This is a genomic window from Kitasatospora sp. HUAS MG31, from assembly GCF_040571325.1.
Classification (GTDB): Bacteria; Actinomycetota; Actinomycetes; order Streptomycetales; family Streptomycetaceae; genus Kitasatospora; species Kitasatospora camelliae.
Genome location: NZ_CP159872.1, coordinates 7590709 through 7604784 on the forward strand (window position 1 = coordinate 7590709; position 14076 = coordinate 7604784).

The 14076-nt window shown below is 73.3% G+C and carries 15 protein-coding genes; 8 read left to right on the top strand and 7 right to left on the bottom strand.

What is annotated here, in order from left to right:
* Nucleotides 1–98 precede the first annotated feature (98 nt).
* Together ABWK59_RS34290 and ABWK59_RS34295 are read right to left on the bottom strand one after the other, a co-directional pair.
* A complete protein-coding gene (locus tag ABWK59_RS34290; protein ID WP_354644576.1) occupies nucleotides 99–587 on the bottom strand; it encodes a hypothetical protein in 489 nt (162 codons plus the stop codon).
* Nucleotides 584–1834 (bottom strand): AfsR/SARP family transcriptional regulator, encoded by a 1251-nt coding sequence (locus tag ABWK59_RS34295; protein WP_354644577.1) that lies wholly within the window; start codon nucleotides 1832–1834, stop codon nucleotides 584–586. The genes ABWK59_RS34290 and ABWK59_RS34295 overlap by 4 nt, the downstream gene beginning before the upstream one ends.
* Nucleotides 1835–2185: 351 nt before the next feature.
* On the opposite strand from ABWK59_RS34295, the gene ABWK59_RS34300 reads away from it, so the two are divergent.
* Nucleotides 2186–2545 (top strand): thioesterase II family protein, encoded by a 360-nt coding sequence (locus ABWK59_RS34300; RefSeq protein ID WP_354644578.1) that lies wholly within the window; start codon nucleotides 2186–2188, stop codon nucleotides 2543–2545.
* Between the two features lie 103 nt (nucleotides 2546–2648).
* On the opposite strand, the gene ABWK59_RS34305 is transcribed toward ABWK59_RS34300, so the two are convergent.
* Nucleotides 2649–3686, bottom strand: a complete 1038-nt coding sequence (locus tag ABWK59_RS34305) for a C40 family peptidase (protein ID WP_354644579.1) — start codon at nucleotides 3684–3686, stop codon at nucleotides 2649–2651.
* Between the two features lie 170 nt (nucleotides 3687–3856).
* Entirely contained in the window at nucleotides 3857–4297 is a 441-nt protein-coding gene (locus ABWK59_RS34310) for a hypothetical protein (RefSeq protein ID WP_354644580.1), read from the bottom strand.
* Between the two features lie 172 nt (nucleotides 4298–4469).
* Here ABWK59_RS34310 and ABWK59_RS34315 point away from each other — a divergent pair, with 172 nt between their 5' ends.
* Nucleotides 4470–5018: a GNAT family N-acetyltransferase gene (locus tag ABWK59_RS34315; protein WP_354644581.1), complete on the top strand. Its 549-nt coding sequence runs from the start codon at nucleotides 4470–4472 to the stop codon at nucleotides 5016–5018.
* Between the two features lie 64 nt (nucleotides 5019–5082).
* On the opposite strand, the gene ABWK59_RS34320 is transcribed toward ABWK59_RS34315, so the two are convergent.
* Together ABWK59_RS34320 and ABWK59_RS34325 are read right to left on the bottom strand one after the other, a co-directional pair.
* Nucleotides 5083–6021: a WD40 repeat domain-containing protein gene (locus ABWK59_RS34320; protein WP_354644582.1), complete on the bottom strand. Its 939-nt coding sequence runs from the start codon at nucleotides 6019–6021 to the stop codon at nucleotides 5083–5085.
* Nucleotides 6018–6158 (bottom strand): hypothetical protein, encoded by a 141-nt coding sequence (locus ABWK59_RS34325; RefSeq protein ID WP_354644583.1) that lies wholly within the window; start codon nucleotides 6156–6158, stop codon nucleotides 6018–6020. Before ABWK59_RS34325 ends, ABWK59_RS34320 begins: the two co-directional genes overlap by 4 nt.
* A gap of 240 nt (nucleotides 6159–6398) precedes the next feature.
* Between ABWK59_RS34325 and ABWK59_RS34330 the strand changes: the two genes are divergently transcribed.
* Complete coding sequence (locus tag ABWK59_RS34330; protein ID WP_354644584.1) at nucleotides 6399–6698, top strand: DUF4193 domain-containing protein; 300 nt, start codon at nucleotides 6399–6401, stop codon at nucleotides 6696–6698.
* A gap of 129 nt (nucleotides 6699–6827) precedes the next feature.
* Here ABWK59_RS34330 and ABWK59_RS34335 read toward each other — a convergent pair whose 3' ends face one another.
* A complete protein-coding gene (locus ABWK59_RS34335; RefSeq protein WP_354644585.1) occupies nucleotides 6828–7163 on the bottom strand; it encodes a hypothetical protein in 336 nt (111 codons plus the stop codon).
* A 137-nt stretch (nucleotides 7164–7300) separates the two neighbouring features.
* Between ABWK59_RS34335 and ABWK59_RS34340 the strand changes: the two genes are divergently transcribed.
* From ABWK59_RS34340 to ABWK59_RS34360, 5 genes are all read left to right on the top strand, one after another.
* Complete coding sequence (locus ABWK59_RS34340) at nucleotides 7301–7750, top strand: DUF5990 family protein (RefSeq protein ID WP_354644586.1); 450 nt, start codon at nucleotides 7301–7303, stop codon at nucleotides 7748–7750.
* 271 nt (nucleotides 7751–8021) lie between these two features.
* Entirely contained in the window at nucleotides 8022–10274 is a 2253-nt protein-coding gene (locus tag ABWK59_RS34345) for an RICIN domain-containing protein (RefSeq protein ID WP_354644587.1), read from the top strand.
* Between the two features lie 345 nt (nucleotides 10275–10619).
* On the top strand, nucleotides 10620–12200 hold the full coding sequence (locus ABWK59_RS34350; protein ID WP_354644588.1) for an alpha/beta hydrolase: 1581 nt from the start codon (nucleotides 10620–10622) through the stop codon (nucleotides 12198–12200).
* Between the two features lie 142 nt (nucleotides 12201–12342).
* Entirely contained in the window at nucleotides 12343–12744 is a 402-nt protein-coding gene (locus ABWK59_RS34355; protein ID WP_354644589.1) for a YciI family protein, read from the top strand.
* The gene (locus ABWK59_RS34360) at nucleotides 12741–13985 is read left to right on the top strand and encodes an RNA polymerase sigma factor (RefSeq protein ID WP_354644590.1); all 1245 of its coding nucleotides are present in this window, start codon (nucleotides 12741–12743) and stop codon (nucleotides 13983–13985) included. The genes ABWK59_RS34355 and ABWK59_RS34360 overlap by 4 nt, the downstream gene beginning before the upstream one ends.
* The last annotated feature ends 91 nt before the right edge of the window (nucleotides 13986–14076 follow it).

Consider the following 14076-nt stretch of genomic DNA (forward strand, 5'->3'; position numbering starts at 1 on the left):
GCCAGCGCGGCCTCCCGGACCCGCGACTCACCCGCACCCCGGCCGCACCGGACCCCGGCCCCGCCGGCCCCCGGCGGGGCCGGAGGGCACCGTCCTGCTCACCGGCGGGGCGGCACCCTGGCCGGGCCCGCCACCTGGTCACCGCGCACGGCGTCCGCCACCAGTTCGGCGTCGGCGTTCACCGCGCCCACCGCGCCCAGCAGCCGCAGGGCGGCCGCCGGATCGGGTGCGCCCGACGGCAGGTACGCGTCCTCGTGCAGCCAGCGGTAGCTCACGTCGAGGCTGCTCCTGACCCCGAGGTCCCCGATGCGCAGCTCGTCCAGCAGCCGCGGGGCGCGTACCAGCCGCCGGGCCAGGCTGTCCATGTCCCGGTGCGGGCGGCCCAGGTGCCGCGCACCGGCGATCCGCAGGGCCAGCGGCAGGCCGGAGCAGTAGCGCACCACGGCCTGGGCGCCCTTCGGATGCGCCGCCACCGGCTGGTGGCCGACGATCGAGCCGAGGAGTTCCAGCGAGGCCGACTCGCCGAGCCGGTTCAGCCGGACGGGATGCGCCCCGTCCAGGTCGGCCAGGCGGTAGCGGCTGGTCACCACGAGCCTGCTGCCCGGGCCGCCGGGGACCAGCGGGCGGATCTGCGCGGCGCTGCGGCATCGTCCAGCCCGACCAGGATGCGGCGGTCGGCGGTGAGCGAGCGGTAGAGCAGGGTGGCCTGGCTCTCGGTGGTCGGCACCTCGTCCTCCGGCACCCCGAGGTCCACCAGGAACCTCCGCAGCACCTCGACCGGTGGGAGCGGGCGCTCCCGTCCGCCGAGGTCGGCGTAGAGCTGGCCGTGGCCGAAGTGCTCCCGTACGGCATGGGCGGCGTGCAGGGCGAGGGCGGTCTTGCCGGTGCCCCCGGCGCCGGTGACCACCGTCACGGCGGCGGCGCCCTCCGCCCCCTCGTCGGCGGTGGGCAGCCTGACCAGTTCGGCGCGTTCGGCGCTCCGGCCGACCAGCACCGGGATCCTGGCGGGCAGTTGAGCGGGCCTCGGCCAGCGCCGCCCGCTCGACGGCGGTCGCTCCCGTTCGCCCGCCGCGCCGGGGATCGGGCCGGGTGGGCGGTCGTCGGCGGCCAGGATCCGGCGCTGCATCTCGCGCAGTTCGCTGCCCGGCTCGGCGCCCAGCTGGTCGATCAGCGCGGTCCGGGTGAGCTGGAACTGGGCCAGTGCCTCGGACTGCCGGCCGGCGCGGAAGAGCGCGAGCATCAGCCGGCTCACCAGGGCCTCGCGCAGCGGGTTCTCCCGGACCTCACGCCACAGTTCGGGCAGGATCTCGGTGTGCCGGCGCAGGGCCAGATCGGCGTCCAGCCGTGATTCGAGGGTCTGCAGGCGCAGTTCGTGCAGGTAGCGGCCCTCGACGTCGCTCAGGGTCCGGGACCGGATGTCCACCAGGGGCTCGCCCCGCCACAGCGCCAGCGCGGCCGCGTACTCCTCCGAGGCCCGTTCCAGCTCGCCGGACCGGGCGAAGGCGGCGGCCCGGCCGCGGTGGGCGGTTAATCGGCCGAGGTCGGTCTCGTCGTCCCCCAACTCGATCAGATAGCCGGGTGCCTGGGTCCGGATCCGGCGGCCCACCTCGCGTCCGAGCACCTGGCGCAGCCGCATGACGTAGGTGCGGACGGTGGAGGCGGCACTCGGGGGCGGGCCGCCGTCCCAGACCGCGGCCGCGATCCGGTCGATCGAGACGACCCGGTTGGCGTTGCACAGGAGGAGGGCGAGCACCACTCTCTGGCGCGGGGCCGAGACGACGCACTCCCGTCCGTTCACCTCGACGGACAGCGGGCCCAGCATGCTGAACAGCACGTGATCACTCGATTCAGGGCGCAGGATGAGGCGCGCCGGCCACGACGGCGACCGCGATCCCCCCGGGTCGCACGTCGGTAACGACGGCGGTGATGGTGTGAATGTATGTGCACTTCCTTATGCTTAACAGGCCGTTCGATCAAACACTCGGTACCAAATGACCGATTCAAGCCATCCCCGGCCAGCCTCTGCGGAGAGGTTTGAGGTGGCGAATGGTGAGCAAGGCATGACAAGTTGGCTGTTCATCCTGCCCGCCCCGGCTCAGCCGGTCGCCGACCGCAGCCCGGTGCCGCCTTCCCGAATGGACTCCCACACCGCCATGACGGCCTCCGCCCCCCTTGACAGCCTCTGGTGCCGCACCTTCGAACCGGGCCCCGAGCCGACCGCCGCCTGGTCTGCTTCCCGCACGCCGGCGGTTCGGCCTCCTACTTCCGGCCGGTCGCCACCGCGTTGAGCCCCCGGGTGGAGGTGATCGCCGTCCAGTACCCGGGCCGGCAGGACCGCCGGCTCGAACCGCCGGTCGACGACATCGGGCTGCTGGCCGACCGGATCGCGGACGCGCTCGCGCCCTGCGCGGAACCGCTGCACCTGCAGCGGGCCGGACGCACCCCGGTCCAGGTGTTCTCCGGCGGGCACTTCTACCTCAGTGACCGGCCCGCCGAGGTGATCGACCTGCTCCGCCGCCGGCTGCTCGGGGCCGACCCGCGGTAGCGGCCCGCCGGGCCGAGGGGTCTGCCGGGCTGAAGGGGGTTCGCCGCGCCGAGGGGTCTGCCGGGTTGAGAGAGTTCGCCGGGCCGAGGGGCCCGGCGGGGGGTCACACCCGGCGGATGATGGAGATCGGCATGGCGTCGACCTTCATGGTCTTCACCACGTCCCCGGTGCGCGGCGCGTGGACCACCAGGCCGTTGCCGATGTACATGCCGACGTGGCTGCGGTTGCTGTTGTAGATCACCAGGTCGCCGGGCTGGGCGTTGTGCCAGTCGCTGCCGACGTTGGTTCCGACGGTGGCCTGCTCCTGCGAGGTGCGCGGCAGCGAGACGCCGGCCTTCGCGTACGAGAAGACCATGAGGCCGGAGCAGTCGAAGGTGCTCGGGCCGGTGGCGCCCCACTTGTACGGGGCACCCTGCTGGGCGAGGGCGGTGCTCACCGCGGTCGCGGCGTAGCCGCTGGCCGGGGGCAGGGTGGACGGGTCGATGCGTCCGGAGCTGCGGGAGGCGGTGCCGTCGGTGCCGCGGAGGATCGCGGCCCGGTCGGCGGCGCTGAGCGTGCTGAGGAGCTTCTCGGCCTCCTGGAGCTTGTGCTGCACCTCGTTCTTGGCGTTGTTGAGCGCCTGGGTGGAGTTGTCCAGCTCGGCGAGGACGGCGGAGGCCTCCTGCTTCTGCTGGTCCAGCCGGCGCTGCTGGTCCTTGAGCGCCTTGAGGGTGTCCGCCTGGGTGGTGGCGGCCTGCTCGAAGCTGGAGGCCTGGGCCAGGTACCCGTCCGGGTCGGTCGAGAGCATCAGCTGCATGGAGGGGTCGACGCCACCGTGGCGGTACTCGTCGGCGGCGACCGCGGCCAGACCCGTGGCGATCTCGGTCAGCTGGGCCTGGCCGCGGGCCACCTGGTCCTGCAGCTGGTCGGCCTGCTTGCGGAGCTGATCGGCCCGCTCCTTGGCGCCGTTGTACTTCTCTGCCGCCTGCTCCTGCTCCTCGGCCAGCTTGTCGACCTGGGCCTTCACCTCGTCCTTGCTCGGCTGGGCGGGCGCGGCGTGCGCGCTCACCTGGGCCGTCAGGGCGACCGCGGTCGCGGCGGCACCGGTGAACAGGTAGACCCGTGCACGACTCGGCTGCTTCGGACGGCGGTGGGAGGCCATGGGTCCCGCTCCTTCTTCCAGCTGGGCTCACTCATACGAGTGATGATCAGGAAAATAGGTTTGACGACAGACCGTAGTGAAGTTCCTGTCCCGCGTCCACTCCGGGCTCCGGCGAACCCGCCATTCCGCCCGGGAAAGCGGGCCACCGCCCGGTCGGGCGTGACGGTCAGTCAGCGGCGGTTCCCGCCTCCGTACAGGGCAAGTTCGCCGCGTGTGCCCGCGCCTCGCCGCCCGACCGCCGTCGGGGGCTCAGTGCAGGCGTGCGGCGGTGACGAGGCCGTGCGCCGGTGCCGGCGGTCCGGGTGGACGGCGAGCGCGGCGGCCAACTCCCTGGCCGAGTCCAGCGCTTGCGGAGGCAGCTCGGCGACCAGGTGCAGCTGCCCGCCCACCCGGACCAGCGCCGGCCGGCCGACGTGGAAGTGGCCGGAGTCCGGCTCCAGGTGCAGCGCGAGGAAGGGCCCGGCGAGCCCGGCCGCCATCCGCTCCTCGAACTCGCCCGGCGCGGACCACACCACGACCGGCCCGTCCGTCGTTGCGACGAGGCTCACACCCGAGCGGCCCAGGACGCCGACGGTGCTGGTCGCGTACGCGTCCAGCTCCCGCGGAACCAACTCCGGACGGTCGAGGAGCCCAGCGTCTCCCGGATGAGGTCGGCGGTTCAGGCGAACCGGTCGTCGTGGGTGTCCATGTCGCATGTCTAGCAGGCGCTTCCGACAGCCGGGGTGGTGGCGGTGTCGGGCGTTCGGGGTTCGTGTCCGGAGGATGTGCGGTACGTTGCCCGGCATGACTGATCTTGGACTTGTCGCCTGGCCGCCGGCTCCGATCCGGACGGAGCGGCTCGTACTCCGCCAGTCCGAGGCCCGGGACCGTGCGGGGTTCGTCGCGCTGTTCGCCTCGCCCGAGGTGGGGACCTACGTCGGTGGGGCCCGATCGCGTGAGGAGGTCGAGGACACGATGCCCGAGGTACCCGGGCGGCGCCCCGGCGTCTTCGTGATCGATCTGGACGGGCAGATGATCGGCATGGTCACGCTCGACCCGCGGGCCGCGGAGCGGCGGGGTCACATCCGTCCGGACGGCGGGGAGACCGAGCTCGGCTACCTGATCCTGCCTGAGGCATGGGGACGCGGGTACGCCGTCGAGGCGTGCGCGGCGGCACTCGACTGGTTCGCCGGCGCGGTGCCCGGCGCCCCGGTGGTGCTCAGCACCCAGACCGCCAACGAACGCTCGATGCGCGTCGCGGAGAAGCTGGGGTTCACCGAGGTGGACCGGTTCGAGGAGTACGGCGCCGAGCAGTGGTTCGGCGTGTGGCCCTCGGGCCCGGCGTCCGCCTGAGCCCGAGCCCGAGCCCGAGCCCGAGCCCGAACCTGAGCCCGAGCCTGAACCTGGCCGGGCCCGCTCAGCGGCGGGTCTGCACCGCCACCTCCCGGCCGGATCCCACCACCAGCCGGCCGTCCGGGGCCACCGCCACGGCGTCCACCCGGTCGGGGAACTCCAGGTCCTCGCCGATCGGCCGGCTGGTGCTCAGGTCCCACACCCGCAGGATGGTGTCACCGCTCCCGGTGACGGCGACCGGTCGGCCGTCCACCACCGCCACCGCGTGGACCGGGCCGGCGTGGCAGGTGAGGGGTTCGCCGATAGGGCGGAAGGTGGTCAGGTCCCATACGCGTACGGACTGCTGACCGCCGGTGATCGCCACCGGGTTCCCCTCCGTCACGGCCGCCGTCACCGCCCGGATGGTGCCGGTGTGGCCGGTGAGGGGTGCGCCGATCGGGCGGCGGGTGATCAGGTCCCACACCCGCAGCGTCCGGTCCACCCCGCCGGTGACGGCGATCGGCCGGCCGTCCACCGTGGCCGTCGCCACCGCCTGAACCGGGCCGGTGTGGCCGGTCAGCGGTTCGCCGATCGGCCGGCTGGCGGCCAGGTCCCATAGCCGCACCGTCCGGTCGTACCCGGCTGTGACGGCGACCGGTCGGCCGCTCACCGAGGCCGTCGCCACCGCCCAGACGCCGCCGCTGTGGCCCACGAGGGGCGCGCCGGCGGGCCGTCCGGTGGCCAGGTCCCACAGCCGCGTCGTCTCCCAGCCACCGGTGACGGCGACCGGGCGGCCTTCCACAACGGCCGTCGCCATGGCGCACACCCAGTCGGTGCGGCCGGTGGAGGGTGCGCCGGCCTGGCCGACCGGGGGTTCGCCGACGGGCCGGCCGGTGTCCAGCTCCCACGCCTGTACCGACCCGGTGCCGCCGGCGGCGACGGCGACCGGACGGCCTTCCACCACGGCCGTCGCCACCGCGCGCACCCCATCGGGGTGGCCGGTCGGGATCTGCAGGAACTTCACCGGGCACCTCGGGAGCCCCGGAGGTCGGACGCCGCGGCCACGGCGCGCCGGCTGTCGTCCTCGTCGACGCGCCACGTACGGATCCGCTCGGCCGTCCCGGTCGTGAGCGTCGCCGGATCCAGGGGGTTCGGTGTCATTCCGCCGACCCTACGGACCCCGTCGGCGCGGTGGCCAACGGATTCCGGCCCGCCCCTCCTGCCGGCTCCTGCGGCTGATCGTGTGTGTCGAGCAGGGCATGGCCGGGTTCGACGGCCGACAGGTGGGATGGTGGTGCGCTACGGGCGGGATCGGTCACCAGGAACGCGCCGGCCGGTACTCCGCCCGGCACGCGGCACGACCCGCCTGCCGGAAGCGACCCCTGATGAGAAGGTACGGCCTTGGCAACCGACTACGACGCCCCACGCGACACCGGTGATGAGAGCGGCGACGAGAGCATCGAGGAACTGAAGAGCAAGCGGGACGACAAGCAGGGCTCGGCGGTCGACGCCGACCCCGAGGCCGTGGAGGGCCTCGAACTCCCGGGCGCCGACCTGTCCGGCGAGGAACTGACCGTTCGGGTCGTGCCCCTGCAGGAGGACGAGTTCACCTGCATGACCTGTTTCCTGGTCCACCACCGTGCCCAGCTCGCCGGCGTGGACGGGAGGGGCCAGCCCATCTGCCGGGACTGCGCGTCCTGACGGCCGCAGGCAGCGGCCTCAGCCGACCGCGTCCCGCGCAGGGTGTGGAGTGCAGGCCGGATGCCGCGCGGGGAGGGCCACCCGAACCCGTTCGGGTGGCTCCCCACGGAAAGCGGCCGGATCCGGAGGTCACTCCGGCTCCGCGACCGCGTCCTTCTGGAGCTGTACCGCCGCCAGCAGGCTGAGCTTCGGCTCGGCCTGGCGCAGGGCCTTCACCGCGGCGACCGAGTCGACGGCGCCCGTGAAACCGACGGCGGCCAGCCGGGAGCGGACCCAGCGGGCGCGCAGCCGGGTCTCGCCGGTGGCCGCGGTGGCCCTGACGAGCGCGGCGGCGCGTTCCAGGCCCGGACGGTCCTCGGGCGTGGCCTCGGCCAGCGCCTGGTCCAGGGCCGTCGCGATCGTGTCCGAGTCCCGGATGACCAGGACGACGTTGTGCTTGGTGTTCACTCCCAGGAAGCCAGCCATACCGGTCATCGTGGTGGCCCTGTTCCCTGAGCGGCAAGCGACTTGAGGAACCGCAGAGGTTCGGCGAGGTTCGACAGGTTCGGCGAGGTCGGGCCGGGGGAGGAGGGGACGCGCCCGGCTGCGGGACGGTGGAGCGTATGGAACTCCGGATCGAAGCCACCGACCTGCCCGGCCGCAGCTGCGCCGGCCCGGCCTTCCCCGGCGCGACCGGCATCCACGTCGGCGTCCAGCGCCGTGGCCGACCGGACGAACTGCTCGGCCTGCGGCCCGGCGACGCGCCCACCGCGACGTGGACGCTCGAGTGCACCGCCGTCCGGACCCCGCAGGGCATCGACCTGCGCGGCGCCCACCTCCAGGGCGGCCCGCACGCCCGGTTCGTCTACCTGTCCTGGGTCACCGTCGACGAGGGCGGGAGCCTCACGATGTTCCGGCGCGCCAAGTTGATGCTGGACGCCGTCGACCCGCGGATCGTCGAGGCGGCCGTGGCGTCCGGACTGCTGGTCGCCCGACTGGGCCTCACCGACGGCCGGGGGCAACCGCTCTGCGCGGCCGTCCGCCCACCAGCCGTCAGTTGGTCCGCCGGATGACCTGGATACGACCCTGACGACCCGGACGCCCCTGACAGGCTGGAAGTCGAGCGCTTCACCGCTCCGATGACGATCCGTCACCACACCGTCACCCGCGGGTGCCAGGGGAGGGCTTCCCGGTGCGCCCGCGAGTCCCGCCGAACCCCGCGCCAAACCTTCTGGCGAAAATTCGTCCGAAACTCGTGCCAGTTTCCGTTATTCGGCCGGTGACCAGCGATCTCCCCTGTGTCGGCAAGCAGTACCGAACCTACGACTGCCGACGAGGAGAGACATGGCACGCAGGAAAACGGCGACGACCCCCGAGCGCCGGAAACACCGCAGGCTGATGATCACCGTGACCGCTGTGACCGCCGCGCTGGTCGCCAGCGGGGTGGGCGTCGGCTACGTGACGGACGGCGCCAAGCCGGACCACGTGGCCGCGGCGGGAGTCTCCGACGAACTGGGCGACGCCATCGACGGCGAGGCCCCCACGCAGGCCGCCGAGCCCCAGCACGACACGCCTCCGACGCCGATCAAGGAGGTGCCCAAGAGCGAACCCGCGCGCGGCATGGTCTACACCGGCCTGACGCCGGCGCCGGCCGGCGACCGCTGCGCCGGTGTGTACAAGGTGTCCGAGGCCGGCCTGTGCACCCACGGCCCGGACGCGCCGCCGAAGGACGGCGACATAGCCAAGGACACCGCGCCGGTGGCGGCTCCCGCGGAGAAGCCGGTGCTCCAGGGCGGCGACCCGGCCGAGCCCACCGCCGCCGAACTGCTGAACGCCGCGACGCCGGTGCTCGACGTGAAGACCGGTGCCACCCAGGCGGCCGCCTCGGCCCCGGCGGCCGGTTCGCCGGCCGGTACGGCCACCGGTACCGGTGCCGGTACGGGCACCGCGGCCGCGGCCGGCGTGGTCTGCGAGGGTGACGGCTCCGCCGGCAACCGTGTCCAGGTGATGTACGTGCACGCGCCCGGCAAGGACCGTTTCGCCGAGTACGTGCAGTCGTTCCGCAAGTGGGCGGCCGACGCCGACACCATCTACAACGCGAGCGCCCAGGAGACCGGCGGCGTCCGCCACATCCGGTTCGTGACCCAGCCGGACTGCTCGGTCTCGGTGCTGAACGTCGAGGTCCCGGCCAACGCCATCGGCGAGTTCGGCGCGATGAACAACGCGCTGGCCTCCCAGGGCTACAACCGCAAGGACCGCAAGTACATGGTCTTCGCCGACGCGCAGGTCTACTGCGGCATCGGCACCTTCGCGGGCGACGAGCGCCCGGGCCAGGACAACCGGAGCAACTTCGGCCCCTCGTACGGCCGCAGCGACACCTCCTGCTGGACCGGCAGCGTGGCCGCGCACGAACTCGGCCACAACCTGGGCGCGGTGATCAACAGCGCTCCCAACACCAGCAAGGGCGCCCACTGCGTCGACGAGTACGACATCATGTGCTACTCGGACTCGCCGTACTACCCCAAGATGCGCACGGTGTGCCCGAACCGGGCCAGTGACGATCGTCTGGACTGCAACCACGACGACTACTACAGCACCGACCCCAAGCCGGGCAGCTTCCTGGCGACCCACTGGAACGTGGCCAACAACCAGTTCCTGATCAAGGGCGACAACCCCAACCCCAACCCGAACCCGTCGCCCACGGCCACGCCGACCCCGACCGGGTCGTCCAGCCCGACCAAGTCGCCGACCCCGACCGGGTCGCCCACGCCGACCGGCACCCCCACCCCCACCGGGTCGCCGACCCCGACCGGCTCGCCGACCCCGACCGGGTCCTCCACGCCGTCCCCGACCGGTTCGCCGACCCCCACCGGCACGCCGACCGGCACCCCCTCGCCCACCGCGGGTCCGACCGCCGGTCCCAACGTGACGGTCAGCCAGATCACCGCCAACTCGGCCGTGCTGAGCTGGCGTCGGGTCGCCGGTGCGGCCGGGTACGAGATCCAGCTGAACGGCCGTCCGCTGGCCACCGTGCCGTTCACGGCGGTCCGCTTCATCAACCTCACCCCGGGCACCGAGTACAAGATCGCCATCGCGGTGAAGGACGCCTCGGGCAAGGTCTCCAAGCCCGGCCGCACCACCGCCTTCCGTACCCTGGCCGCCACCGGTCCGACCGTGGCCGGCACCGCGTACACCATGGTCAACAGCTTCACCGGCCAGGCCGCGGACATGTGGGGCGGTTCGACCGCCGACGGTGCCGTGCTGATCGGCTACCAGAAGACCGGGTACAGCAACCAGCAGTGGATCTTCGAGGACGCCGGGAACGGCACCATGAAGATCAAGTCGGCCAAGTCCGGCAAGTGCCTGCAGATCGCGGGTAACGCCGTCCGCGGCCAGTACATCGCCCAGCAGGCCTGCTCCGGCGCGGACAACCAGCAGTGGAAGGTCGCCGCCAGCGGCAGCGGCTACACGCTGACCGCCAAGGGCTCGTCCCTGCTGCTGGGCATCAGCAAGCGCCGCTACTACGGCGGCTCGCTGCTGGAGCTCCAGCAGCCGAACGGCGAGGCCTACCAGAACTGGACCATCCAGGCCTCCTGACCGTCGCACCACCCCCGCGGGGGCGGGAGGACACCACGTCCTCCCGCCCCCGCTCCTTTCGTGCCGAGGGGTCGTGGGGCGTCCGGGCGGACCGAAGGGTTACGGCCGCCGCACCGAAGGATCTGCTCGCGGGCGCGGTCCTTCGCTGTCGAACGGCGGATCCGCCTGATCGGATGGAGCCGTGCCCGTCCGGGGAACGGCACCGAACCCGGGACCTGACGGTCCGGCGGGCGCTCAGGAACCCGGCCCACCGGCCGGATGCGGCGCCCACCGGCGCCACCCGCACCTCTGCTCCCGGATCGAACAGGAATCACCGTGACATCTCCGCGCCCCACCCGCCCCCGCGTGCTCCTTGCGTCACTCGCCGCGGGCGTGCTACTGCTCGCCACCGGCTGTGAGGACCCGTCCGCCGGACCCGCGACGACCGCCGCCACCGCCTCGGGCGGGCCCGGCGGCGCGGAGAACCCGGCGCTCGCGTCCTTCTACGCCCAGCAGGTCAGCTGGAGCGCGTGTCCGGCGGACCCGGCCGACCCGAACGGCCAGGGCGCCGCCTCCGGCCTGCAGTGCGGCACCCTCCACGTCCCGCTCGACTACACCAGGCCCGCCGCCGACGCGCTCGACCTCGCCCTGATCAAGTTGCCCGCCGCCCAGCCCGCCCAGCGGGTCGGTTCCCTGATCGTCAACCCCGGCGGGCCCGGCGCCTCGGGCGTCGCCATGGTCCGGTCCGGCGCCAAGCGGTTCGACGGCGCCCTGCACGACCGCTTCGACGTGGTGGGCTTCGACCCGCGCGGTACGGGCGGCAGCTCCCCGGTGCAGTGCCTGGACGACAAGCAGTCCGACGCCCTGTACCAGCACGACCTCCCGCGCGAACCGATCCAGCGCAAAGCCGAGCTGGAGCTGACCGACAAGGCCCTCTCCGCCGCCTGCCAGGCGAGGTCCGGCCGGATCCTGCCCTTCGTCGGCACCCGCAACACGGCCCGCGACCTCGACGTCCTGCGGCAGGCCGTCGGCGACCGGAAGCTCAACTACCTCGGCATCTCGTACGGGACCCACCTCGGAGCCCTCTACGCGGAGGAGTTCCCCGGGAACACCGGCCGCCTCGTCCTGGACGGCGCGGTCGACACCGCCGCCGATCCGCTGGACTTCGAGATCGAGTCGGCCATCGGCATGGAGTCCTCGTTCCGGCGCTTCGCCGAGGACTGCGCCCGCACCCACGCCGGCGACTGCCCGCTCGGCGGCGACCCGGCCACCGCCCCGCAGAAGCTGGACGCCTTCCTCGACGGTCTCCATGACCACCCGCTGGACACCACGGACGGTCGCCGGCTCACCGGGGGCCTGGGCCGGACCGGCACGGGCGCCTTCCTCTACGGCAGCGAGAAGACCGCCTGGCCGAAGCTGCGCGAAGCCCTCGCCGAGGCCCTCGGCCAACACCGCGGCGACCGGTTGCTCGCCGCCGCCGACCGCTACGTCGGCCGGGACGCGCAGGGCCACTACACCAGCCTGAGCGACGCGAACCGTGCGATCAAGTGCGCCGACGGCGGCGCGGCCGCCCCGTCCGCCGAGAAGCAGAAGCAGCAGATGGCCAAGCTCAAGGCCGAGGCCCCGATGACCGCGAAGTACCTCATCCCGGAGGATCTGATCACTGCCACCTGCGTGAACTGGCCGTTCAAGACCCCGGAGCAGGCCCACACCGTCCGGGCCGACGGCAGCGCCCCGATCCTCGTGGTCGGCACCACCGGCGACCCGGCCACCCCGTACGCCGCCGCCGAGAAGCTGGCCCAGGGCTTCGCCAACGCCACCCTGCTCACCCGCGAGGGCGAGGGACACGGCGCATTCGGCAAGGGCAACGCCTGTATCGACGCCGCCCTCTCGGCCTACCTGGTCTCCGGCACCGTCCCGGCGGCGGGCACCCGCTGCCAGGGATAGACCCGGTCCCGGCCCAGGCCCCGGACGCGTGGGGTGGTCGGGTGGTGAAACTTCTTCCCGGGCGATGTAGAGAACCGGGCGTCCGCTCCGTTCAACCGGCGAGTGCGCCACACTGGGGCGCGCCGACGATCAAGGAGCGCACATGCCCAGGTACCTGTTGATGGTCAACCACGACGGCGGAGCGGTCGAGGAGCCGATGGACGCGTGGGCGCCCGAGGACATCGCCGCCCACTTCGACTACTACGCGGCCCTGACCGAGGAGTTGGTCGCGAGTGGTGAGATGGTGCGGTTCACCCCGCTGGCCGATCCGCGGCTGGCCAGGATCGTGCGCTCCGACGGCGTCTCGGCCCCGGTGGTCACCGACGGCCCCTATCCGGAGTCCAAGGAGGTGCTCGCCGGCTTCAACCTCGTCGAGGTGGACTCCGAGGCCCGCGCCCTGGAGATCGCCGCCAGGATCTCGGCGGTGCCCGGCCCCGGCGGGATACCGACCCGGCAGCCCGTCGAGGTGCGCCAGGTGATGACCGACCTCGCGTTCGACCTGTGACCGACCAGCCCGTGATCGAGGACCTGCTGCGCTCGCTGGCGCCGCAGGTCCTCGGCGTGCTGGCACGTCGCTCGGGCGGAGTCCTGGAGTGCGAGGACGCGGTCCAGGAGGCCCTGATCGCCGCCGCCCGGCACTGGCCCGAACAGGGCGTGCCGGACAACCCGCGCGGCTGGCTGCTGCAGAGCGCCACCCGCCGCCACACCGACCGGATGCGCAGCGAGACGGCCCGGCGACGACGCGAGGACCGCGTGGCGAGGGAACCGGCCCCGCCGCCGGCACCGGGGGCCGACGACTCCCTGGCCCTGCTGTTCATGTGCTGCCACCCGGCACTCACCCCCGCCTCGGCGATCGCCCTCACCCTGCGGGCGGTCGGCGGCCTGACGACCGCCCAGATCGCGGCCGCCTACCTGGTCCCCGAAGCGACGATGGCGCAGCGTGTCAGCCGGGCCAAGCAGCGCCTCAAGGCGTCCTCGGCGGTGTTCGAGGTGCCGGAGCCCGGCGCGCCGGACTTCCCGGAGCGGCTCCGCTGCGTCCTTCACGTCTTGTACCTGATGTTCAACGAGGGCTACACCGCCTCCGGGGGCCCGGACCTGCACCGCGTCGACCTGTCCGACGAGGCCGTCCGGTTGGCCCGCCGGCTGCACCGGGAGCTGCCAGCCGAGCCCGAGGCCGCCGGACTGCTGGCCCTGATGCTGCTCACCGAGGCCCGCCGGCCGGCGCGCACCGGCCCGCACGGCGAGTTGGTCCCGCTGGCCGAGCAGGACCGCACCCGCTGGGACCGCGAGCTGATCGCCGAGGGCACCGCGCTGCTCGTCGGAACCTTCGCCCGTCGAGGACGGCCGGGCGAGTACCGGCTGCAGGCCGCCATCGCGGCCGTCCACGACCGGGCCGCCCGCGCCGAGGACACCGACTGGCCGCAGATCCTCGGCCTGTACGGCCTGCTGGAGCAGGTGGCCGGCAGTCCCCTGGTCACCCTCAACCGTGCGGTCGCCCTGGCGATGGTCGACGGCCCGACCGCCGGGCTGGCCCTCCTCGACCACCTCGACGCCGACGGCGGACCCGTTCCCGACCTCCACCGGGCCCACGCCGTGCGGGCCCATCTGCTGGAGACGGCGGGGGACACGGCGGCCGCGCTGCACCACTACCGCGCGGCGGCGGCCCGGACCACCAGCGTGCCGGAGCAGCGGTACCTGACCACCCGAGCCGCCCGCTTGCACCAGCACGCCGGCGGTCGACCCTGAGGCGGACCGGTGAGCCGACGCCGTGCCACCGGCCAGGGCCCACCGGTGTCAAGGTCTGGACAGCGGTGCGCGGGTGGGTCAGTCTTCACCA

Bases quoted from the DNA above. Each gene is read 5' to 3' on its own strand.
- ABWK59_RS34355 (WP_354644589.1), top strand. From the start codon at position 12,343: ATGCCCAGGTACCTGTTGATGGTCAACCACGACGGCGGAGCGGTCGAG.
- ABWK59_RS34305 (WP_354644579.1), bottom strand. From the start codon at position 3,686: ATGGCCTCCCACCGCCGTCCGAAGCAGCCGAGTCGTGCACGGGTCTAC.
- ABWK59_RS34340 (WP_354644586.1), top strand. From the start codon at position 7,301: ATGGAACTCCGGATCGAAGCCACCGACCTGCCCGGCCGCAGCTGCGCC.
- ABWK59_RS34345 (WP_354644587.1), top strand. From the start codon at position 8,022: ATGGCACGCAGGAAAACGGCGACGACCCCCGAGCGCCGGAAACACCGC.
- ABWK59_RS34335 (WP_354644585.1), bottom strand. From the start codon at position 7,163: ATGGCTGGCTTCCTGGGAGTGAACACCAAGCACAACGTCGTCCTGGTC.
- ABWK59_RS34325 (WP_354644583.1), bottom strand. From the start codon at position 6,158: ATGACACCGAACCCCCTGGATCCGGCGACGCTCACGACCGGGACGGCC.
- ABWK59_RS34315 (WP_354644581.1), top strand. From the start codon at position 4,470: ATGACTGATCTTGGACTTGTCGCCTGGCCGCCGGCTCCGATCCGGACG.